Source organism: Paracoccus sp. MA (assembly GCF_020990385.1).
Classification (GTDB): Bacteria; Pseudomonadota; Alphaproteobacteria; order Rhodobacterales; family Rhodobacteraceae; genus Paracoccus.
Map to the genome: position 1 here is coordinate 137,206 of NZ_CP087599.1, position 19,466 is coordinate 156,671.

The window sequence follows — 19,466 nt, forward strand, 5'->3', positions numbered from 1 at the left end:
CGTTCTCTCTCCCGGTTTGCCCCGCTGCGGGCCGGCCGCAGCCGGCCCGCATCAGCGCGGCTTACATGCCGCACTGCTCGGCATAGGCGTCGCCATGGTCGGCCAGGGCCGGGCCGACGATCCTGTTGGTCAGCACGTCGCCTTCCTTGACCACCTCGCGCACGTAATAGTCCTGGATCGGGTGCTGGTTCGGACCAAAGCGGAACTTGCCGCGCACGCTGGGGAAATCCGCCTCGGCCAGCGCCGCGCGGAAGGCGTCGGCATCGCCCACCTCGGCCTTGGCGATGGCCGAGAGGAGCAGATTCGCCGTGTCATAGGCCTGCGCCGCGTAAAGCGAGGGCAGCCGGCCGTATTCGGCCTGAAAGGTTTCGACGAAGGCGGCGTTCGCATCGTTCTTAAGATCCTTGGACCATTGCGCGGTGTTCCTGACCCCCAGCGCGGCATCGCCCACGGCAGGCAGGATGTCCTGGCTGAAGCTGAAGGCCGGGCCGATCACCGGCTTGCCGACGCCGGATTCGGCATATTGCTTCATGAAGGCGATGCCCATGCCGCCCGGCAGGAAGAAGAACACCGCATCCGCATCGCTGGCGCGGATCTGGGCGATCTCGCCGGCGTAATCGGTCTGGCCGACCTGGGTATAGATCTCGCCGACCACCTCGCCCTTGTAGTAACGCTTGAAGCCCGCCAGCGAATCCTGCCCGGCGGGATAGTTCGGCGCCATGATGAAGACCTTGCCGATGCCGGCCTCGGTGGCATGGGCGCCCGCCGCCTCGTGCAGGTTGTCGTTCTGGTAGGAAACCGAGAAATATTTCGGATTGCAGCCGGCCCCGGCCAGCTGCGAGGGCGCGGCATTGGTGGACAGGTAGAACTTGTCCTGCGCCACCGCCGCCGGCACCACCGCCATGGCGAGGTTCGACCAGACGATGCCGGTCAGCACGTCGACCTTGTCGGACTGGATCATCTTGTCGGCGATCTGCACCGCCACGTCCGGTTTCTGCTGGTCGTCCTCGATCACCAGCTCGACCGCCTGGCCCGCCTCGCCCGCGTTCTTCAGCGCCAGCAGGAAGCCGTCGCGGGTATCGACGCCCAGCCCGGCCCCGCCGCCCGACAGCGTGGTGATCATCCCGACCTTGACGCCTTCGGCCTGCGCGGCCGCGGCAAGGGCAAGGCTGGCGGTGCCGGCAATCAGCAGGCTTTTCGGGTTCATGGCAAACTCCCTGTTTGAGGCGCAATCGTTCCTGCGCATGTTTTGATGATGCGCCGCCGGGCCGCAACGGCTTTCGCACATCGGGCGGCGATCCGGCTGCTGTTTTGCACGGCAAGAACTGCGGAAAGGGGGCGGAAGGGAGGCTTTGCCGCTCCTGCCGGGAAGCGGCGGGTCAGCCGGCGGGGCAGGGCCGGACTCGATGGGCAGACTCCGCCCCCCAGGCGTCCGGGGCCGGTCTGCGCCTGGCTTGCCAGTCGACAGGAGGCGGTGACGGAAATGCCTGTTCCGCGCCCGAGGCGTCAGCTCCGGGCGATTGTCGGCGGGCGCCGCCCATCGCCCTCGGGACAAGCCCGCATGTGCACCGCCGGCATCGGCAGGTCGCGGCGCATGGTTTTGTGCCGGACCGGGCGAGCTTCCGGCAGCCCGGCGCGGTCACCGCCCGAGGCTGAAGGCCGGCCTTAGCCCGGCTTGCCCCATGGCCCGTGATGACGGTCCTGTCCGTCCAGGCGGTCGAAACCATGCGCGCCGAAGAAGTCGCGCTGTGCCTGGATCATATTGGCGGTGCCGCGACCGGTGCGCATCATGTCGAACCAGCCCAGCCCCGAGGCCAGCGCCGGCAGCGCATGACCGGCCATGATCCCCTGCGCCACCACCGCCCGCAGCGCCGGCATCGCGGCCTCGAGCCTTTCGGCGAAGAAGGGCGCCAGCGCCAGGTTGCGCGACGGATCCTCGGCCAGCGCCGTGGCCATGTCGTTCAGCATGGCCGAGCGGATGATGCAGCCCGCCCGCCAGACCCGCGCGATCCCCGGCAGGTCGAGCTGCCAGCCGAAGGCGCGGCCGGCAGCCTCGATCATCGCGAAACCCTGCGCATAGCACAGGATCTTGCCGGCGATCAGCGCCTGCTCCAGCTGGCCGAGCGCCAGGTCCAGCGCCTGCGGAGCGGCGCCGAAGCGCGCCTCGCCCGCCTTGCGCTCGGCAAGCCGGGCCGAGACGTTGCGCGCCGCCACCGCCGCCTCGATCACCGGAATCGGCGCGGCGAGGTGCTGCGCCTCGATCGCTGTCCAGCGCCCGGTGCCCTTCTGCCCGGCGGCGTCCAGGATCACGTCCAGCATTGGCTGGCCGGTCAGCGGATCGGCGGCCCCGGCGACGGCGGCCGAGATCTCGACCAGATAGGATTTCAGCGCGCCCCCGTTCCAGCCGGCGAAGGTCTCGCCGATGGCGGCGGCGGGCAGACCGAGCCCGTCGCGCATCAGCCCGTAGACCTCGGCGATCATCTGCATGTCGGCATATTCGATGCCGTTATGCACGGTCTTGACGAAATGGCCGGCGCCGGCCTCGCCCATCCAGGTGGCGCAGGGGGTGCCGTCCTCGGCCCGGGCGGCGATGGCCTGCATGACCGGGGCGACGCGGTCCCAGTCGGCGCGGGCGCCGCCGCCCATGATGGCGGGGCCGTGGCGCGCGCCCTCTTCGCCGCCCGAGACGCCCATGCCCAGGAAGCGCATCGGCAGGCCGGCACTCGCGCGGCGGTTGGTGTCGTGGAAATTGGCATTGCCGGCGTCGATCACCAGATCCTCGGGGCCGAGCAGCGGCGCCAGCGCCGCGATCTGGTCGTCGACGGCCTGACCGGCGGGGACCATCAGGATGATGGCGCGAGGGGGCGCGATGGCGGCGACCAGATCGGCCAGGCTTTCGGTCGGGACCACGCGCTCCACCAGCGCCCCGGCCTCGGCATGGAAGCGGCGGGTGACTTCGGCCGTGCGGTTCCAGACCGCGATGGGAAAGCCCTTCTCGGCGATGTTCAGCGCCAGCGCCGCACCCATCGTCCCCAGGCCGATCAGGCCGATCCTAGTGTCAGTGTTCATTATTCTTCTTTGCTCTGGACAACGCGTCCCCGCGAGGGACGCCGAATGATGATCGAAATGCAGCTGCGCGACGGACCCGTGGCACGGAGGCATCTGATAACGCTAACGGGACAGGCAGTCAAACCTGTCCCGCAAGGCGCCCCGGCGTGAAGGGGCCGGGACGCCGCCTGCGGGCGGGATCAGCCCAGCAGCAGGTCGGGCAGGAAGGTGACGATCCCCGGGAACAGCGCCAGCATGATCGCAAAGCCGATCATGATCATCAGGAAGGGGAAGGTGACCCTTGCGATATAGGCCGTGCTTCGGGCGGTGATGTTCTGGATCACGGCGAAGTTGAAGGCCACCGGCGGCGTGATCTGCGCCATCTCGACCACCAGGACCATGAAGATGCCGAACCAGATCTTGTCGAAACCCGCGGCCTCGACCAGCGGCAGCACCACCGGCAGCGTGGTCGCGATCATCGAAAAGCCCTCGAGCGCGGTCCCGAGCACGAGATAGAGCACGATCAGCGCCACGATCAGCAGCATCGGCGACAGGTTCCAGTCCGTCACCACATTTGCAACCGCCGCAGGGATGCCAAGGGTCGAGGTGATGTTGCCCAGCACCGATGCGCCAAGGATGATGATGCCCATGACCGAGCAGGTCTGCACCGTCCCCAGGATGATGTCGCGCAGCGCCCGCAGGTTCAGCGCGCCCTGCGACAGCGACACGAGGAAGGCCCCGACCACACCCAGCGCCGCGGCCTCGGAAGGGGTCGCCAACCCGCCATACATCGAGCCCAGGACGCAGAGGATCAGGAACATGACCGGGCCGAGATCCCGCAGGGCGGCAAGACGCTGGCGGAAGGGCATGTGGCGCAAGGCGCGTTCATTTTCGGGCACCAGGTCAGGCTTGGCGCTGGCGCGGATCATGATGTAGACGGCAAAGACCAGGGCAAGCAGGACGCCCGGAATGAAGCCGGCGGTGAAAAGCCGCAGGATCGATTCATTGGCCAGCACGCCGTACATGATCATCACCGTCGAGGGCGGGATCAGGAATCCCAGCGTGCCGGCGCCCGCAAGGCTGCCGATGGCCAGATCGGGCGAATAGCCCCGGGCCAGCAGTTCCTTCAGGGTCATGCGGCCGACGACCTGCGTCGTCGCGGCCGAAGACCCCGAGATCGCCGCAAAGATCGAGCAGCCCACGACATTGACATGCAGCAGCCGGCCCGGAAGCAGGCCCGCCCAGGGCGCCAGGCCGCTGAACAGGGTCTCCGACAGGCGCGTGCGGAACAGGAACTCGCCCATCAGGATGAAAAGCGGCAACGCGACCAGGTCGGGCGTGGTCAGGATGTTGAACAGGTATTGCGGAAACAGCCTGTCGACGGGCAGGCCGGTGAACATCATTGCCAGGCCGATGGCCGTGGCCAGCAAGGCGATTCCGATCCAGGCCCCGATGGCCAATGTGCCGAAAAGAAGCCCGAACAGGCTTGCGACGATAGCGCCCATGTTTCTCCCCGATATTCCTGGTTTCGCGCGCAGGGGCGCTGTGGCTTACTCGATGGCGCTCGCGGCACCGAGGCTGGGTTTGTCGACAATGTTGCCGCTGATGGCGGTGACGAGTCGGGCGACCATCTGGAAGGCCAGCACGGCCGCGCCGATGGTCAGCACCAGCTGCGGGATCCACAGGGGCGTGAAACTGTCCTGGGAAACCTCGCCATAGCTCCAGGTGCGATGCGTGAACTGCGCAAGCCAGACCGCCAGAGGAAGCGTGACACCGGAGCCCAGGATGGCGGCGAATATCTCGAACATCCGGGCGTAGCGGCCTTTGCCCATCGAAAGCAGCAGCTCCACCCGCAGTTGCAGGCCCGCGCGCAACGTCATGCCCGAGCCGAGCAGGAAGGCCGCGCCCATCAGATAGGCACTGTATTCCCAGCCGATTCCGGTACCCGTCGGAAAGGACGGGACATAACGGCTGATCAAGGCCATCGTGGTGTCGATCAGCACGAGCAGGGTCAGGCCGAGGACGCAGAGACCGGCAAGCCAGGCCGCGACCAGCGAGGCGAAGTCCGCCGCCCTTTGCAGGGCAGCGGCAGCACCGCGTTCAGCGACGGCCTTGGAGGCGACATGCTGCTCTCCGGCCATCTCAGTTGCCGCCTTTCGACGCGAGATAGGCATCGGCAATCGGCTTGGCCGCAGGAACGCGGTCGAAGAATTCCGCCTGAACCTGCTTGGCCTTCTCGGCGATCTGGGCCTTCAGCTCGTCCGACAGCTCGACCAGCTGCATGCCGTGGCCGGTCATGATCTCAAGGCTTTTCCCGTCGCTCTCGCGCGAGCTTTCCCAGAATTGCGGCTCAAGCTCGGCGGCGACCTTCTCGATGGCGGCCTGCTGCTCCGGCGTGAGCCTGTTCCAGGAATCGAGGTTGATCGTCACCGCGTTCGACCCCCAGGTATGGTTGGTCGGATAGATATGGCTGAGGAATTCCCAGAACTTGCCGTCCACGCCCGAGGTGGCGGAAGTCGCAACGCCGCTGACCCGGCCCGAGGCCAGCGCCGGCAGCAGCTCGCCCCAGGGCATGGCGATGCCGTCCATGCCAAGGCTGCTGACGATATCGACGGTGTTCTTGTCGGCACCGCGCACCGTGATGCCGCGAAAATCGCCGATATCGTCGACCTGGGTCTTCAGATAGACATACTGGGCCGGCGACGGCACCATGTAGAGGATCTTCTGGTTGTATTGCTCGGCCAGCTTCTCGAACTCGGGGCGCAGGAAGGTGTGATATTCCTTCAGCTCCTCCATCGATTCGACAAGGAAGGGCACGCCTTCGGCGCCGAACAGCGGGTTCATCCCGACCTGCTGGCTGATGTTGATATCGGCCATGTCGGCAAGCCCGTCGCGCACCGCGCCCAACTGGTCGGGCCCCTTGAAGCCCAACGACCCGGAGGTGGCGACATTGATGACGACCTCGCCATCGGTCGCCTCCTTGACGGCCTCGGCGAAGCTCTTGGCGTTTTCCGCCATGAAATTACCGTCCGGCAGCACTTCGGACAAGCTGAGCCGGGTTTGCGCCACAGCGGCGCTTGCCAGGGCAAGCGCAGCCGCAGCCCCCAACGCGATCGGCTTGAGGAACATCAATCTCTCCCTATCTTGGCACTTACCGCAAGCGAGCCGGACCAACGGCATATCGCTGCGGAGCGGCTGTTTTGCAGTTTTGTGACCGTTGCACCTGCTACCCTAGCCGACAGGCCGGTCGTCGCGAAAAGAACAGTTCGGTCTGACATGATCGCGAATGCTTATACATCGGTGCGCAAAGGGCATGGACCAAATAGAATGACCGGCGGGAACCGGCAGAATCGTGCTTTAAGGACGTGCTATCATGGACATACGCAGGCTTTACGCCTTCATGAAGATCGTGGACATCGGTAGCATCACCCGCGCCTCGGCGATCCTGCACATCGCCCAGCCGGCGCTGAGCCAGCAGATCGCCGCGCTGGAAACCCATTTCGGCAAGCCGCTGCTGCTGCGCTCGAAGCGCGGCGTCATCCCGACCGAGGCGGGCAAGGTCCTGTATCGCCATTGCCAGATGATCATCCGGCAGATGAACCAGGCCGAGCAGGACATCGCCACCTCCTCCGAGCAGATTACCGGCGCGGTCAGCGTCGTGTTCGCGCCGCTGGGCCTCGGCTCGCTGGTGGCGACGCAGCTGATGCGGACCATCCGCGAAAAGCATCCGGGCATCCTGCTTTATGCCAATGAGGCAGTCGGCGGCGGCGTGATCAGCGAACAGATCATGACCGGTAAGACGGACATCGCGCTGATCTTCGATCCCGGCAAGATCCCCAGCCTCAGCTTCGAGCCGATCTCGACGGAAGAGCTGTATTTCGTCGGAACGCAGATCGCCGAGCCGGAGGATGGCGAGATCTCGTTCGCAGAAGCCGTGTCCCAGCCGCTGATCCTGCCGAGCCCGATCCATACCGTCCGCCAGGTGATCGAAACGACGCTGTCGCGCGTCGGGAGCAGCGCCCAAGTGGTCGCCGAGACAGAGTCGATTTCCTATCTGTCGAACGCGCTGGCCGAGGGGCTGGGCTGCACCATCCTGCCCGCATCGGCGGCGCAGGCCGTGCTGCGCCGCGTCCCCGATGCCCGAAGCTACCGCATCCGGCGCCCCAACATGAAAGTCGCGATGGCGATCTGCGTCTCGGCCCAGCTGCCGCTTTCGGAAGCGGCCGCCGTGGTGCGCGATCATCTGGTGCGGCTGGCAACAGAGGCAGCGCGTTCCTCGGCGGCCTCCGGTTCAGGCCAAGGCTGACGTCTCGGCTCAGGCGAAGAGGATCTGCGCCTTGATCGCCGCCGAACGGTCCGAGGCCAGCCGGAACGCCGTTTCGGCCTCGTCCAGGGCGATTTCGTGGGTGATCAGCGGCTTGACGTCGATCCGGCCCGCCAGCATGGCCTGGACGCCGGTCGCGAATTCCGGGTGGAACCGGAAGGAACCGCGCAGGTCCAGCTCCTTGGCGGTGATCGCCGTCATCGGCAGCGGCATGTCACCGCCCAGCCCAAGCTGGACGACCACGCCGCGCGGCCGCATGGCCGCGATGGCCGGCGCGATGGCCGCGGCAACACCCGTGCATTCGAACAGCACGTCGAAACTGCCCTTGCCGGCGGCAAAGGGCGACAGACCGTCGGGCGCCGCGCCGGTGTTGACGACCGCGTCCGCACCGCATTCCCGCGCCATCGCCAGCGTGAAATCCGACAGGTCCGTGGCGACGATCTCGCCCGCGCCCGCCAGCCGCGCCGACAGGATCGACAACAGGCCGATGGGCCCGCAGCCGGTGACCAGCACGCGCTTGCCCAGCAACTCGCCCGCCCGGCGCGCGGCGTGCAGCGTGACCGCCAGAGGCTCGGCCATCGCCGCCTCGCCCGGCGTCAGGCCGTTGGCCAGCACGCATTGCGCGGCATCCGCCACCAGTTCCTGCCGGAACGCGCCCTGGATATGCGGGAACGGCATGGCCGAGCCATAGAAGCGCATGTTCTCGCAATGGTTGGGCAGCCCCTCGCGGCAATAGCCGCAATCGCCGCAGGGGCGCGAGGGCGAAACGGCGACCAGATCGCCCGGGACCAGCCCCGCCACGTCCGGCGCGCATTCGACCACATGGCCGGAGACCTCATGGCCCAGGATCATCGGCTCGCGCAGCCGCACGGCTCCGAAACCGCCATGGTTGTAGTAATGCAGGTCCGATCCGCAGACCCCGCCGGCCGCAAGGCGGATGCGCACCTGTCCCGGGCCAAGCGCCTCGGGCTCGCGTTCCTCGATGCGCAGATCTTTGGCGGCGTGGATGACAATCGCTTTCATGACGACCTCAGACAACCGGGGTAAGCAGGGGCTGGCCGGCGAAATGCGCCGCCAGGTTGTTGCGGACCAGTTCGCCCATCGCCTTGCGCGTCTCGACGGTGCCCGAGGCCTGATGCGGCTGCAGGAGCACGTTCGGCAGCTCCAGGAAGCGCGGGTCGATCTGGGGTTCGTTATCGAAAACATCCAGCGCCGCCGCGCCCAGCCGGCCGTCTTGCAACGCGGCGATCAGCGCCGCCTCGTCTATGTTGGAGGCACGCGAGACATTGATCAGCACGCCCTCGGGACCAAGTGCCTCGATCACCTCGCGATTGACGATGTGCCGGGTCTGGCCCGAGGCCGCCAGGGCGACGAACAGGAACTCCGAATGCCGCGCCAGCGCGACCGGATCGGCGATGAAGGTCAGATCGGCGGCATAGTCCTTGGCCGCGACGTCGGAATAGGCGATATCCATGCCAAAGCCGCGCAAACGCTGCGCGATCTCGAAGCCGATCCGGCCCAGCCCCAGGATACCGGCCTTCTTGCCCCAGATACGACGCTGCAGCGGGTAATTGCCTTTGGCCGCCCAGTTGCCGCTGCGCACCCAGGCTTCGGCGCCGACGATGCCGCGCGCGACGGCCAGCATCATCGCGACACCCAGATCGGCCACGTCCCCGGTCAGCACGTCGGGCGTGTTCGTCACCCGAATCCCCCGCTCGCGGCAGGCTTCCAGATCGACCGCGTCGAAGCCCACGCCATAGACCGAGATCAGTTCGAGATTCGGGCAGGCCTCGATGATCTTGCGACTGGCGCCCAGTTCGCCGCGGGTGGCGATGGCCCGCACCTCGGCGCCACATTCGGCCAGGAAGGCCTCCTTGTCCTCAGCCTCGAAATAGCGACGCAGGTCGTAATCCGCCTTCAGCGGAACTTCGTCCCATTCGGGATAGGCCCCCATCTGCAGGACCACCGGCTTGCTCATCGTGTTCTCCATTATGGTGCGGGATTTTCCGGTCGCCCTTTCAGCGGGCTCTTGACTCGGATAGTTATCGATAACAAAACACGAGTCGAACGGATTTGTCGAGACCCAAACGGAGGAGCTGGGATGGCCGGGACGAATGGATTTGTTGAAAGCCTGTTCGGGCTGACGGGCCGCCGCGCGCTGGTGACGGGGTCGTCGCAGGGCATCGGCCATGCGCTGGCACGGGGACTGGCGAAAAGCGGCGCCGCGGTGGTGCTGAACGGCCGGGATCCAAAACGGCTGGAGGAGGCGCGCGCCGCATTGCAGGCGGAACTGCCCGGGGCCGAGGTCCGGGCCCTGCCCTTCGACGTGACCCGCCATGACGAGGTCCGCGCCGCCATCGACGGTTTCGAAGCCTCGGCCGGGCCCATCGATATCCTGGTCAACAATGCCGGCATGCAATATCGCACGCCGCTCGAGGATTTCCCGGCGGACCGGTTCGAGGCCCTGCTGCAGACCAATATCGCCTCGGTCTTCCATGTCGGGCAGGCGGTGGCCCGCCACATGATCCGGCGCGGGCGCGGCAAGATCGTCAACATCTGCTCGGTCCAGACCGCATTGGCCCGGCCGGGCATCGCCCCCTATACCGCCACCAAGGGCGCAGTCGGCAACCTGACCAAGGGCATGGCGACGGACTGGGCCCGCCACGGGCTGCAATGCAACGCCATCGCGCCGGGATATTTCGACACGCCGCTGAACGCCGCGCTGGTCGCGGACCCCGATTTCTCGGCCTGGCTGGAAAAGCGCACCCCCGCCGGGCGCTGGGGCCTGGTCGAGGAACTGGTGGGGGCCTGCGTCTTCCTGTCCTCGGACGCATCGAGCTTCGTGAACGGGCACACGCTCTATGTGGACGGGGCGATCAGTGTCTCGCTCTAGGCTTGCGTCATCCCGTCATGCCGGGCGGGCGGCGGACGGCCTGCCGCGGCATCCTGTCCCATGCCGCCGGGGTGTTGTGGCCGCATCCCGCAGCGTCTAGCCTGCCTTTCGGCAGGGGCATGTGGCGGCATGAGCAGGGACGGATTTCACAGCGGAACCGTGAAGATGGCGGATATCGCCAAGGCGGTCGGCGTTTCCGCGATGACCGTCTCGCGCGCGTTTCGCGGCGACGAGGGCGTCAACCCGCAGACACGCGCCCGGATTCTGGCCAAGGCCGAGGAACTGGGCTATGTCTTCGACGCGACCGCCGCCAGCCTCCGGCAGAACCGCTCCGGCTTCGTGGCGGTCACCGTCCCCTCGATCAACAACGCGAATTTCGCGGAAACCGTGCGGCAGCTCTCGCGCGGGCTGTCGCAGAACGGCCTGCAGATCCTGCTGGCCAATACCGAATACGACCCCGAGGAAGAGGAAAGGCTGATCGGCCAGCTGCTGCGCCGCAAGCCCGAGGCGCTCGTCCTGACGGTGGGCGACTACACGCGCAGGACGCGGCAGATGCTGCGCGCGACACGGATCCCGGTGATCGAAATCTGGGACCTGCCCGCCCAGCCGATCCGGCATGTCGTGGGCTTTTCCAACACCGCCTGCATCGGCCGGCTGGTGGATCACCTGGTCGCCTCGGGCTATCGCGACATCGCCTTCATCGGTGGTGAATCGCCGCGCGATCCGCGCGGCGGCCAGCGCCGCAGCGGTTTTGTCGAGGCGATGCGCCGCCACGGGCTGGACGACACGCGGCTGGTTCCCGCCGGCACCGCCCCGGTCGGCATGGCCGAAGGGGCGCAGGCGCTCGGGGCCTTGCTGGACAGCCAGCCAGGGACCCGGGCGGTCGTCTGCGTCTCGGATCTGGTGGCTTTCGGGGTGATCTCGGAATGCCAGAGGCGGGGCATCAGCATCCCCGGCGACCTGGCGGTGGCCGGCTTCGGCAATTACGAGATCGGCAGGATCAGCGTGCCCCGCCTGACCACGATCGATGTCCATGCCGGCAGCATCGGCAGCAAGGCCGCGGATCTGATCGTCGCCCTGCTGCGGCAGGATTCCGACGCGGCGCCGGCCCGGATCGAAATCCAGACCGACCTGATCGTGCGGGAATCATCGGCCTGACGGCCCCCGCGTCCCGGGGACGCGGGACGGCCTCGTCAGAGATCGGTGGTCAGGCCCTTGGCCTTCAGCACCGCCTCAAGATTGCAGACGTCGATCACCGTCCGGCCCGATTTGTAGGCCTCGATATAGCCGGCCTCGTCGGCTTCGCGCGCGGCGGATTTGCGCGCCACCTCGGCGGCATCCTCGCGGCGCACGACGACCAGACCGTCGGCATCGCCGCGGATCACGTCGCCCGGCCGCACCACCTGCCCGCCGATGACGATGTCGCCGTTGATCTGGCCCAGGGTTTCCTTGACCGTGCCCTTGATGCAGACGCTCAGCGAGAACACCGGCAGGCCCAGCCAGATCAGTTCCTGCGTGTCGCGCACCCCGGTATCGGTGACCACGCCGGCGATGCCCTTGGCCAGGCAGGCATTGGCCAGAACGTCGCCGAAGCAGCCCGCCTCCTCGTATTCCCCGGCCGAGACGATGACGACATCGCCGGGCTGGGCGTAATGGATCGCCAGCTGCAGCATGATGTTGTCGCGCGGCGCGCTTTGCACGGTGAAGGCGGGGCCGCAGACCGACATGGCGCGGTCCACGGGCTTCAGGCGCGAGCTCAGCGCGCCCAGCCGGCCCTGCGCCTCGTGAATCGTGGCGCTGCCGAATTTCGACAGGGCGGCCACATCCGCCGGCGCGGCACGTTCGATCCTGGTGATGATATGGGGCACGTGGTGCTCCTCCTTGCTGGAATGCCGCGGCCGGGGCCGGCGGTGATCGGCCGGCAGCATAGGAAGGACGCAGTCCCAGGCATAAGAGCGTCTGCATCTGATGTGATCGGGTTTCGCGATGCCCCTGCCCGGGTCATGCGAAACCGCTCTGACATCATTGCGAAGCGGCGGTGCTACCAATCGCAAGAGAACGCAACTTCGCACAGGGACGACGCCCTTCGCATGCCGATCACCATCGACTCCATCATCTCGGGGATGGAATGGGCCGCCGAAAACCATCTGGCCGAGTTCGCCTTTTCGGCCGAGGGGCACCGGATCACCATCCGCCGCGGCGCGGGCGACGCCCCTCTGCCCGCGCAACCCGCCATCGAGGCGGCGCAGGCCGCCCCGGCGGCGCCCGAGGCAGATGCCGTCACCGCCCCGCTGGCGGGCCTGTGCCACCTGCGCCCCGAATCCGGCGGGACGGCCTTTGTCGAGGTCGGCGCCCGCGTCGAGGCCGGCCAGACGATCTGCGTCATCGAGGCGATGAAGATGATGACCGCCATCCCCGCGCCCCAAGCAGGCACTGTCGAGGCCATCATGGTCGGAGACGGCGTGACGGTCGAGGCGGGCGCGCCGCTGATGAGGATCCGCTGATGGCCGCGATCGACATGGACTGCCTGCTGGTGGCGAACCGGGGCGAGATCGCCCTGCGCATCATCCGCGCCTGCCGCCGGCTTGGCCTGCGCGTCGTCTGCGCGCATTCCGAGGCGGATCGCGACGCTGCCTGGCTGCACCTGGCCGATCAGGCGATCTGCATCGGGCCCGCACCCGCCACCAAGAGCTATCTGAACATCCCCGCCCTTCTGGCCGCGGCCGAGGCCAGCGGCGCGGGCCTGATCCATCCCGGCTATGGCTTCCTCTCCGAACGCCCGGAATTCGCCGAGGCCGTCGAGGCCGCGGGCCGGCGGCTGGTCGGACCCGGCGCCCCGGTCATGCGGATGATGGGCGACAAGGTCGAGGCCAAGCGCGCCATGATCGCCGCCGGCGTGCCCTGCGTGCCCGGCCCGGACAGCGTGCTGCCGGACGATCCCGACGCCATCCGCCGGATCGCCGCCGGGATCGGCTATCCCGTCATCCTGAAGGCGGCCGGCGGCGGCGGCGGGCGCGGCATGCGCGTCGTGCGGACCGAATCCGAACTGGCCGATGCCTTCATGGTCACCCGGCAAGAGGCCGGCCGCTTCTTCGGCAATGCCGACATCTATATCGAGAAATTCCTCGAAAGGCCGCGCCATGTGGAAATCCAGGTGCTGGCCGATGCGCATGGCAACGCGCTGTGGCTGGGCGACCGCGACTGCTCGATGCAGCGCCGCCACCAGAAGCTGATCGAAGAGGCGCCGGCGCCGGGCATCGACCGGGCGCTGATCGCGGAAATCGGCGAACGCTGCGCCGCCTCCTGCCGCCGGATCGGCTATGTGGGTGCGGGCACCTTCGAATTCCTCTACGAGGACGGGCAGTTCTATTTCATCGAGATGAACACCCGCATCCAGGTCGAGCACCCGGTGACGGAAATGGTCACCGGGCTAGACATCCTGGCCATGCAGATCGACGTGGCGCGCGGCAAGCCGCTGCCGATCACCCAGGATCAGGTGCGCAGCCTGGGCCATGCCATCGAATGCCGGATCAATGCCGAGGACCCGGACAGCTTCGCCCCCAGCCCCGGCCGGATCACGGCGATGCATATGCCCGGCGGGCCGGGCATCCGCGTGGATACCCATGTCGGCGCCGGTTCGGAGATCCCGGCGAGCTACGATTCGATGATCGGCAAGATCATCGCCCATGGCGGCGACCGCGACGAGGCGCTGGCCCGCGCCCGCACCGCGCTGGCCGAGGCGCGGGTGGAAGGCGTCTCGACCAATATCCCCCTGCACCGGCAGATGCTGGCAGAGCCCGGTTTCTCGGCCGGGGGGGTCAGCATCCACCATCTCGAACATTGGCTCGAAACCCGGAAATCCCGCCATGCCTGACGCGAAGCTTTCCATGATCGGCAGCCGGGCGGTGCTGTTCCAGCCCTCCTGCCCCTTCGACCTTGCCAACCAGCAGCGTATCTGGGCAGTCGCCGACGAGGCCGCCACCTGGAAGGGCGTGCGCGAAGCCGTGCCCGGCATGACCAATGTCACCCTGCTTCTGGACCATGTCCCGACCGAACTCGACCGGATCGAGAAGGACCTGACCGCGCTGTGGGAAAGCGGCATCCGCAAGCAGGTCGAGGGCCGGCTTCTGGCCATCGACATGGCCTATGACGGCCCGCATCTGGCCGAGGTGGCCGAGATGACCGGCCTGCCGGTGGACAAGGTGGTGCGCCTGCATGCCGCGCCGGAATACACGGTCTATGCGGTCGGCAGCCATGCCGGCTATTGCTATCTGGGCGGCCTGGATCCCCGGCTGGAAACGCCGCGCCGCAAAGTGCCGCTGCCCCGGCTGCCGGGCGGGTCGCTGTCGCTGGCGGGGTTGCAGACCGGGGTCTCGGCCTCGGCGGGCCCCAGCGGCTGGAACACCATCGGCAGCACCGGCCTGTCCTTCTTCGACCCCGGCCGCAGCCCCGCCGCGCTGCTGCGGCCCGGCGACCGGATCCGCTTCAACCCCGCCGAGGTCAAGGCATGATCGAGGTTCTTTTCATTCCGCCGGGCGCGACGGTGCAGGACCTGGGACGCGACGGCTACTGGTCGCAGGGCCTTGGCCGCGCCGGGGTCATGGACGCCCTGTCGCATGGCATCGCCAACATGCTGCTGGGCAATGGCGAGGATGCCGCGACGCTGGAAATCCCGCTGACCCCGGCACGGTTCCGGTTCCGGCAGGCCGGCGCCTTTGCGCTGGCGGGCGCGGCCTGCGGCGCGACGCTGGCCGGCCGCCCCCTGCCCCGGGTCTGGGCGGGCATGGCGGACGAGGGCGAGGTGCTGGAGCTTGGCCCGATGGCCTCGGGCGCCCGCACCTATCTGGCCCTGCCCGGCGGGATCGACGTGCCGGCGGTGCTGGGCTCGCGCAGCACGCAGCTGCGCGAAGGCTTCGGCGGGCTGGAAGGCCGCGTCCTTGCCGCCGGCGACCTGCTGCGCGCCGCGGCGGATGCCGCGCCGCTGCCGCTTGCGGGGTTCAGCCTGACCATGCCCGCGCTGCGTGCCCCGGGGGTCGCAGAGATCGAATTGCGCGCCCTGCCCTCGGCCGAATACGAGGATTTCGCCCCGGCCTCGCGCGAGGCGTTCTGGACCACGCCCTACGCGGTCAGCCAGCAAAGCAACCGCCAGGGCTATCGGCTGGAGGGCGAGCCGCTGGCCTATGCCGCGTCGGGCGAATTGCGCTCGCACGGGATCGCGCCGGGGATCGTTCAGGTGCCGGGCGGCGGGCAGCCGATCATCCAGCTGGCCGATTCCGCGACCATGGGCGGCTATCCCAAGATCGCGGCGGTCATCGAGCCCGACCTGTGGCGCATCGCGCAGGCCCGGCCGGGCGACCGCCTGCGCTTTCGCCGGGTGACGCTGGCCGAGGCGGCCGAGGCCGAAAGGGCGCAGCAGGAAAACCTGGCCGGACTCCGCGCCGAGCTGGAAGCGTTCCGCGTCCGGCAGGGGAGATGGCAGTGATGTTCGACAAGCAAGACCTTACCCGGCTTCTGGACGCGATGCGCGCGCATGGCGTCGGCACGCTGGAGATCGAGGGCGGGGACATGTTCCTGCGCCTGGTCCTGCCAGCCGGACCCGCACCGGCCGCCGCGGCCCAGGCGCAACCCGCGACGGCGACCGCCGCCGCGCGCAGCCCCGACATCGGCCGCTTCCTGCCGCGCGGCAGCGACGACGGCCTGCCCGTCCTTGCGCCCGGCGACGCCGTCCGCACCGGCGAGCTTCTGGGCTATGTCGCGCAAGGCGCCGTCCGCGCCGCCCTCACCGCCCCGGCGGATGGCACCATCGCGTCGCAGATCCCGGAACCCGGCACCCTGTTCGGCCACGGCGACACCGTCCTGACACTGGAGACCAAGCCATGATCATCGACATCAACTCGGACATGGGAGAGGGCTTCGGCCCCTATCGCATCGCCGATGACGAGGCGCTGATGACGCAGATCAGCTCGGCCAACGTGGCCTGCGGCTATCACGCCGGCGATCCGGTCATCATGGACCGCACCATCCGGCTGGCTAGGGAGCATGGCGTCGATCTGGGCGCGCATGTCAGCTTTCCCGACCGCATGGGTTTCGGACGCCGCCGGATGGACATGGACCTGCCCGAGCTGGAATGCCATGTGCTTTATCAGCTGGGCGCGCTGGCCGGGCTGGCGGGCCGCGCCGGGCATCGCATCACCCACATGAATCCGCATGGCGCGCTTGGCAATCTCGCCAGCTCCGATCCCGCCATCGCGGCGGCGGTGGCGCGCGCGACCATGGCCTTCGACCCCGAGATCGCCTTCCTGGTCCTGCCGGGCAGCGCCCTGGAAAAGGCCGCGCTGGAGATGGGCGGCAACGTCGTCCGCCTGTTCCTGGCCGACCGCGGCTATCTGGCCAACGGCCAGCTTGCCCCCCGCAGCCAGCCGGGGGCGGTCATCCACGACGCCGAGCAGGTCGTGGCCCGCGTCATGCGGGTCATCCGCGACCGGCAGGTCGACACGGTGGACGGCCAGATCATCCCGATGCCGGTGCAGTCCATCCTGGTCCATTCCGACACCGCGGGCGCGGTCGAACTGGCGCGGCGGCTGCGCGAAGGCATCACGGCGGGCGGCGCGACCATCGCGCCGCTGACCCGCCACATCTGACCCCCGGGCATTCATTAAGAAGAAAGACAGAACCATGGCATTTTCGGATTACAAGACGGCATTGGTGACGGGCGCCTCGGGCGGAATGGGCTGGGCGATCGCCGAGCGGCTGCGCGCCAAGGGGCTGACCGTCCACGCCCTGGCCCGCAACGCCGAAAAGCTGCAGGAACTGGCGGATCGATGCGGCGTCATCCCGCATGCGGTGGACGTTTCCGACACCGAGGCCGTGACCGCGCTGGTCAAGGATCTGGAAATCGACGTGCTGGTGAACAATGCCGGCGTGTCGCGGCCGGGCAGCATCCTTACCTCCAGCGCCTTCGACATCGACGAGCAGATCGACGTCAACCTGCGCGCCGCCCTGCATCTGGCCCGGCTGCTGCTGCCCGGCATGATGGAACGCGACCGCGGCCATATCGTCAACATCACCTCGATGGCCGGGCATTACGAGTTCGGCGGCCATATCGCCTATCACGCCACCAAGGCGGCGATGCATACCGTCTCGCGCCAGTTGCGGGTCGATGCCTTCGGCCGCCGCGTCCGGGTGACCGAGATCAGCCCCGGCCGGGTCGAGACCGACATCTTCGCCAAGGTCGAGAAGATCGACCCCGCCGAGGCGAAACGCAAATATTACGAAGGCTTCGAGATGCCGCAGGTCTCGGACATCGCCGATGCCGTGGAATATGCGGTCGGGACGCCGCAATATGTCAACATCAACCTGATCGAGCTGCTGCCGACGCTGCAGGTCCCCGGCGGCCTGCGCACCGCAAAGCGCGTGGGCGACGACGTGATCCTGACCGGCAACAAGTAACGCGCCGCCCCGCCGGCATCCGAACAATCCGCACCGATGGAGTTTGCCTTGAGCAACATCAAACTGGCCTCGCGCGTCACCAGCATCCGCGTCTCGCCCAGCACCGCCGCCGCGCAGAAGGTCCGCGACCTGCAGGCCGAGGGACGCAGGATCCTCAACCTCACCGTGGGCGAGCCCGATTTCGACACGCCCGACCACATCAAGGCCGCCGCCATCCGGGCGATGGAAGGGGGCGAGACGAAATACACCTCGGTCAACGGCACGGTCGCGCTGCGCAAGGCCATCCAGCACGACTTCGCGACGCGGCTGGGCATCGACTGCGAACTGAACGAGATCTGCGTCGGCGGCGGCGCCAAGCAGGTGCTGTTCGTGGCGCTGATGGCCACCGTCGAGCCCGGGGACGAGGTCATCGTCCCGGCGCCCTATTGGGTGTCCTATCCCGACATGGTCATCGCCAATGGCGGCACCCCGGTCGTCGTTCCCTGCGGCGAGGAGGTCGGCTTCAAGCTGACCCCCGAGGTGCTGGAGGCCGCGATCACCGCCAACACCCGCTGGGTGATCCTGAACTCGCCCTCGAACCCCACCGGCGCCGCCTACAGCGCCGACGAGTTGCGGGCGCTGGGGCAGGTGCTGCTGCGCCATCCGCATGTGATGGTGCTCTGCGACGAGATCTACGACCGGATCTGGTTCGCCGATTTCGAACCCTGCAGCATCCTGACCGTCCTGCCCGAACTGAAGCCGCAGGCCCTGGTCGTAAACGGCGTCTCCAAGTCCTACGCCATGACCGGCTGGCGGATCGGCTACGGCGTCGGGCCGGTGGCGCTGATCGATGCGATCAACAAGCTGCAGTCGCAGATGTCGTCCTGCCCCTCCTCGATCAGCCAGGCAGCCGCCGCCGCGGCCCTGACCTCGGACCAGCATTCGGTCGAGGAGGCCGTGGCGGTCTATCGCCAGCGGCGCGACCGCGCCCACGCGCTGATCAATGCCATCCCCGGCCTTTCCTGCCGCCTGCCGGACGGCGCCTTCTACCTCTATCCCAGCTGCGCGGGGCTGATCGGCAAGAAGACGCCGGACGGCAGGACGATCAGGAACGACCTGGATTTCAGCCTGTATCTTCTGGAAGCGGCAGGCGTCGCCTCGGTCCATGGCGGCGCATATGGGCTCGAACCCTATTTCCGCATCTCGACCGCGACCTCGATGGAGGTCATCGAAGAGGCCTGTGCCGCCATCGCCCGGGCCTGCGAAGCCCTGACCTGAGCGGCGGAAGGCAGCGGCCGGGCGCTTTCGGCGCCGGGAGCCATGGCCCGGCCCGCCGCCCCGTCCTGGACCCGCAAGCGCCGGAAGCCGGCCGGCCTGCGCTTTCAGCCTGCGGCCGGTGCGGGCGGGGCTTCGGCATGACACGCCATTCCGCGCCCGGCCCGGGATTTCCTCCGATCCCTTGAAATTGTCTCATCGTCGCGGTGCCTGCACATCGCCGCGCCCACGCGGCAGGATCGGGCAAAGCGGACAGGAAGAGGAATCCGACGATGAAAGGCGATGACAAGCGCGGCGAGGCGCTCCGGGCATTCTTGATGGACTTGCTTCTGAGTTCGCCGCTGCTGCGGCCCGGACGCGAGCACGAGACGGCCCGGTCCTATCAGGACAAGGCCGCCGATTCTCATCCCGAGGTGGCGAGCGTGCTTCGCGAGGCCGCCAATCGCCTCCTTCACGGCTGATCCCCCCGGATCGCCCAATCCGAGGGCGCATCGACGC

General features: G+C 67.9%; 20 protein-coding genes. 12 read left to right on the plus strand and 8 right to left on the minus strand.

The window, feature by feature from the left end; translation table 11 throughout:
- Positions 1 to 61: 61 nt before the first annotated feature.
- The 5 genes from LOS78_RS19615 to LOS78_RS19635 form a co-directional block, all read right to left on the minus strand.
- A complete protein-coding gene (locus LOS78_RS19615; RefSeq protein ID WP_230378838.1) occupies positions 62 to 1,207 on the minus strand; it encodes an ABC transporter substrate-binding protein in 1,146 nt (381 codons plus the stop codon).
- Between the two features lie 458 nt (positions 1,208 to 1,665).
- Entirely contained in the window at positions 1,666 to 3,069 is a 1,404-nt protein-coding gene (gene gndA, locus LOS78_RS19620; protein ID WP_230378839.1) for an NADP-dependent phosphogluconate dehydrogenase, read from the minus strand.
- Positions 3,070 to 3,248: 179 nt separating this feature from the next.
- Positions 3,249 to 4,553: a TRAP transporter large permease gene (locus tag LOS78_RS19625; protein WP_028716574.1), complete on the minus strand. Its 1,305-nt coding sequence runs from the start codon at positions 4,551 to 4,553 to the stop codon at positions 3,249 to 3,251.
- A gap of 45 nt (positions 4,554 to 4,598) precedes the next feature.
- Positions 4,599 to 5,189: a TRAP transporter small permease subunit gene (locus tag LOS78_RS19630; protein ID WP_028713041.1), complete on the minus strand. Its 591-nt coding sequence runs from the start codon at positions 5,187 to 5,189 to the stop codon at positions 4,599 to 4,601.
- Between the two features lies 1 nt (position 5,190).
- Entirely contained in the window at positions 5,191 to 6,177 is a 987-nt protein-coding gene (locus LOS78_RS19635) for a TRAP transporter substrate-binding protein (protein WP_036697604.1), read from the minus strand.
- Positions 6,178 to 6,421: 244 nt separating this feature from the next.
- On the opposite strand from LOS78_RS19635, the gene LOS78_RS19640 reads away from it, so the two are divergent.
- A complete protein-coding gene (locus LOS78_RS19640; protein ID WP_230378840.1) occupies positions 6,422 to 7,354 on the plus strand; it encodes a LysR substrate-binding domain-containing protein in 933 nt (310 codons plus the stop codon).
- Positions 7,355 to 7,363: 9 nt separating this feature from the next.
- Here LOS78_RS19640 and LOS78_RS19645 read toward each other — a convergent pair whose 3' ends face one another.
- Both LOS78_RS19645 and LOS78_RS19650 read right to left on the minus strand, forming a co-directional pair.
- A complete protein-coding gene (locus tag LOS78_RS19645; protein WP_028713043.1) occupies positions 7,364 to 8,395 on the minus strand; it encodes an L-idonate 5-dehydrogenase in 1,032 nt (343 codons plus the stop codon).
- Positions 8,396 to 8,402: 7 nt separating this feature from the next.
- Positions 8,403 to 9,350: a 2-hydroxyacid dehydrogenase gene (locus LOS78_RS19650; protein ID WP_230378841.1), complete on the minus strand. Its 948-nt coding sequence runs from the start codon at positions 9,348 to 9,350 to the stop codon at positions 8,403 to 8,405.
- 123 nt (positions 9,351 to 9,473) lie between these two features.
- On the opposite strand from LOS78_RS19650, the gene LOS78_RS19655 reads away from it, so the two are divergent.
- On the plus strand, positions 9,474 to 10,265 hold the full coding sequence (locus LOS78_RS19655) for an SDR family oxidoreductase (protein ID WP_230378842.1): 792 nt from the start codon (positions 9,474 to 9,476) through the stop codon (positions 10,263 to 10,265).
- 165 nt (positions 10,266 to 10,430) lie between these two features.
- Positions 10,431 to 11,423: a LacI family DNA-binding transcriptional regulator gene (locus tag LOS78_RS19660; protein ID WP_230378986.1), complete on the plus strand. Its 993-nt coding sequence runs from the start codon at positions 10,431 to 10,433 to the stop codon at positions 11,421 to 11,423.
- A 35-nt stretch (positions 11,424 to 11,458) separates the two neighbouring features.
- Here the strand turns inward: LOS78_RS19660 and LOS78_RS19665 are convergent, their stop codons facing one another.
- Positions 11,459 to 12,133 carry a 4-carboxy-4-hydroxy-2-oxoadipate aldolase/oxaloacetate decarboxylase gene (locus tag LOS78_RS19665; protein WP_230378843.1) on the minus strand — a complete coding sequence of 225 codons (675 nt, stop codon included), beginning with the start codon at positions 12,131 to 12,133 and terminating at the stop codon, positions 11,459 to 11,461.
- A gap of 222 nt (positions 12,134 to 12,355) precedes the next feature.
- Here LOS78_RS19665 and LOS78_RS19670 point away from each other — a divergent pair, with 222 nt between their 5' ends.
- From LOS78_RS19670 to LOS78_RS19710, 9 genes are all read left to right on the plus strand, one after another.
- The gene (locus LOS78_RS19670; protein WP_230378844.1) at positions 12,356 to 12,769 is read left to right on the plus strand and encodes an acetyl-CoA carboxylase biotin carboxyl carrier protein subunit; all 414 of its coding nucleotides are present in this window, start codon (positions 12,356 to 12,358) and stop codon (positions 12,767 to 12,769) included.
- Positions 12,769 to 14,139: an acetyl-CoA carboxylase biotin carboxylase subunit gene (accC, locus tag LOS78_RS19675; RefSeq protein WP_230378845.1), complete on the plus strand. Its 1,371-nt coding sequence runs from the start codon at positions 12,769 to 12,771 to the stop codon at positions 14,137 to 14,139. Before LOS78_RS19670 ends, accC begins: the two co-directional genes overlap by 1 nt.
- Positions 14,132 to 14,776 (plus strand): 5-oxoprolinase subunit PxpB, encoded by a 645-nt coding sequence (pxpB, locus tag LOS78_RS19680; protein ID WP_230378846.1) that lies wholly within the window; start codon positions 14,132 to 14,134, stop codon positions 14,774 to 14,776. The genes accC and pxpB overlap by 8 nt, the downstream gene beginning before the upstream one ends.
- Positions 14,773 to 15,747 (plus strand): biotin-dependent carboxyltransferase family protein, encoded by a 975-nt coding sequence (locus LOS78_RS19685; RefSeq protein WP_230378847.1) that lies wholly within the window; start codon positions 14,773 to 14,775, stop codon positions 15,745 to 15,747. Before pxpB ends, LOS78_RS19685 begins: the two co-directional genes overlap by 4 nt.
- The gene (locus LOS78_RS19690) at positions 15,747 to 16,145 is read left to right on the plus strand and encodes a hypothetical protein (protein ID WP_230378848.1); all 399 of its coding nucleotides are present in this window, start codon (positions 15,747 to 15,749) and stop codon (positions 16,143 to 16,145) included. Before LOS78_RS19685 ends, LOS78_RS19690 begins: the two co-directional genes overlap by 1 nt.
- Positions 16,142 to 16,906, plus strand: a complete 765-nt coding sequence (locus tag LOS78_RS19695; RefSeq protein WP_230378849.1) for a LamB/YcsF family protein — start codon at positions 16,142 to 16,144, stop codon at positions 16,904 to 16,906. Before LOS78_RS19690 ends, LOS78_RS19695 begins: the two co-directional genes overlap by 4 nt.
- A gap of 34 nt (positions 16,907 to 16,940) precedes the next feature.
- The gene (locus LOS78_RS19700; protein WP_230378850.1) at positions 16,941 to 17,714 is read left to right on the plus strand and encodes an SDR family oxidoreductase; all 774 of its coding nucleotides are present in this window, start codon (positions 16,941 to 16,943) and stop codon (positions 17,712 to 17,714) included.
- 36 nt (positions 17,715 to 17,750) lie between these two features.
- Positions 17,751 to 18,971, plus strand: coding sequence for an aspartate transaminase (locus LOS78_RS19705; RefSeq protein ID WP_230378851.1), 1,221 nt, complete (start codon positions 17,751 to 17,753; stop codon positions 18,969 to 18,971).
- 269 nt (positions 18,972 to 19,240) lie between these two features.
- Positions 19,241 to 19,429, plus strand: a complete 189-nt coding sequence (locus tag LOS78_RS19710; protein ID WP_028713056.1) for a hypothetical protein — start codon at positions 19,241 to 19,243, stop codon at positions 19,427 to 19,429.
- The last annotated feature ends 37 nt before the right edge of the window (positions 19,430 to 19,466 follow it).

Excerpts from the sequence above, each read along its gene's own strand:
- LOS78_RS19615 (WP_230378838.1), bottom strand. The coding sequence starts at position 1,207 with ATGAACCCGAAAAGCCTGCTGATTGCCGGCACCGCCAGCCTTGCCCTT.
- gndA (WP_230378839.1), bottom strand. The coding sequence starts at position 3,069 with ATGAACACTGACACTAGGATCGGCCTGATCGGCCTGGGGACGATGGGT.
- LOS78_RS19625 (WP_028716574.1), bottom strand. The coding sequence starts at position 4,553 with ATGGGCGCTATCGTCGCAAGCCTGTTCGGGCTTCTTTTCGGCACATTG.
- LOS78_RS19630 (WP_028713041.1), bottom strand. The coding sequence starts at position 5,189 with ATGGCCGGAGAGCAGCATGTCGCCTCCAAGGCCGTCGCTGAACGCGGT.
- LOS78_RS19635 (WP_036697604.1), bottom strand. The coding sequence starts at position 6,177 with ATGTTCCTCAAGCCGATCGCGTTGGGGGCTGCGGCTGCGCTTGCCCTG.
- LOS78_RS19640 (WP_230378840.1), top strand. The coding sequence starts at position 6,422 with ATGGACATACGCAGGCTTTACGCCTTCATGAAGATCGTGGACATCGGT.
- LOS78_RS19645 (WP_028713043.1), bottom strand. The coding sequence starts at position 8,395 with ATGAAAGCGATTGTCATCCACGCCGCCAAAGATCTGCGCATCGAGGAA.
- LOS78_RS19650 (WP_230378841.1), bottom strand. The coding sequence starts at position 9,350 with ATGAGCAAGCCGGTGGTCCTGCAGATGGGGGCCTATCCCGAATGGGAC.
- LOS78_RS19655 (WP_230378842.1), top strand. The coding sequence starts at position 9,474 with ATGGCCGGGACGAATGGATTTGTTGAAAGCCTGTTCGGGCTGACGGGC.
- LOS78_RS19660 (WP_230378986.1), top strand. The coding sequence starts at position 10,431 with ATGGCGGATATCGCCAAGGCGGTCGGCGTTTCCGCGATGACCGTCTCG.
- LOS78_RS19670 (WP_230378844.1), top strand. The coding sequence starts at position 12,356 with ATGCCGATCACCATCGACTCCATCATCTCGGGGATGGAATGGGCCGCC.
- accC (WP_230378845.1), top strand. The coding sequence starts at position 12,769 with ATGGCCGCGATCGACATGGACTGCCTGCTGGTGGCGAACCGGGGCGAG.
- pxpB (WP_230378846.1), top strand. The coding sequence starts at position 14,132 with ATGCCTGACGCGAAGCTTTCCATGATCGGCAGCCGGGCGGTGCTGTTC.
- LOS78_RS19685 (WP_230378847.1), top strand. The coding sequence starts at position 14,773 with ATGATCGAGGTTCTTTTCATTCCGCCGGGCGCGACGGTGCAGGACCTG.
- LOS78_RS19690 (WP_230378848.1), top strand. The coding sequence starts at position 15,747 with ATGTTCGACAAGCAAGACCTTACCCGGCTTCTGGACGCGATGCGCGCG.
- LOS78_RS19695 (WP_230378849.1), top strand. The coding sequence starts at position 16,142 with ATGATCATCGACATCAACTCGGACATGGGAGAGGGCTTCGGCCCCTAT.
- LOS78_RS19700 (WP_230378850.1), top strand. The coding sequence starts at position 16,941 with ATGGCATTTTCGGATTACAAGACGGCATTGGTGACGGGCGCCTCGGGC.
- LOS78_RS19705 (WP_230378851.1), top strand. The coding sequence starts at position 17,751 with ATGGAGTTTGCCTTGAGCAACATCAAACTGGCCTCGCGCGTCACCAGC.
- LOS78_RS19710 (WP_028713056.1), top strand. The coding sequence starts at position 19,241 with ATGAAAGGCGATGACAAGCGCGGCGAGGCGCTCCGGGCATTCTTGATG.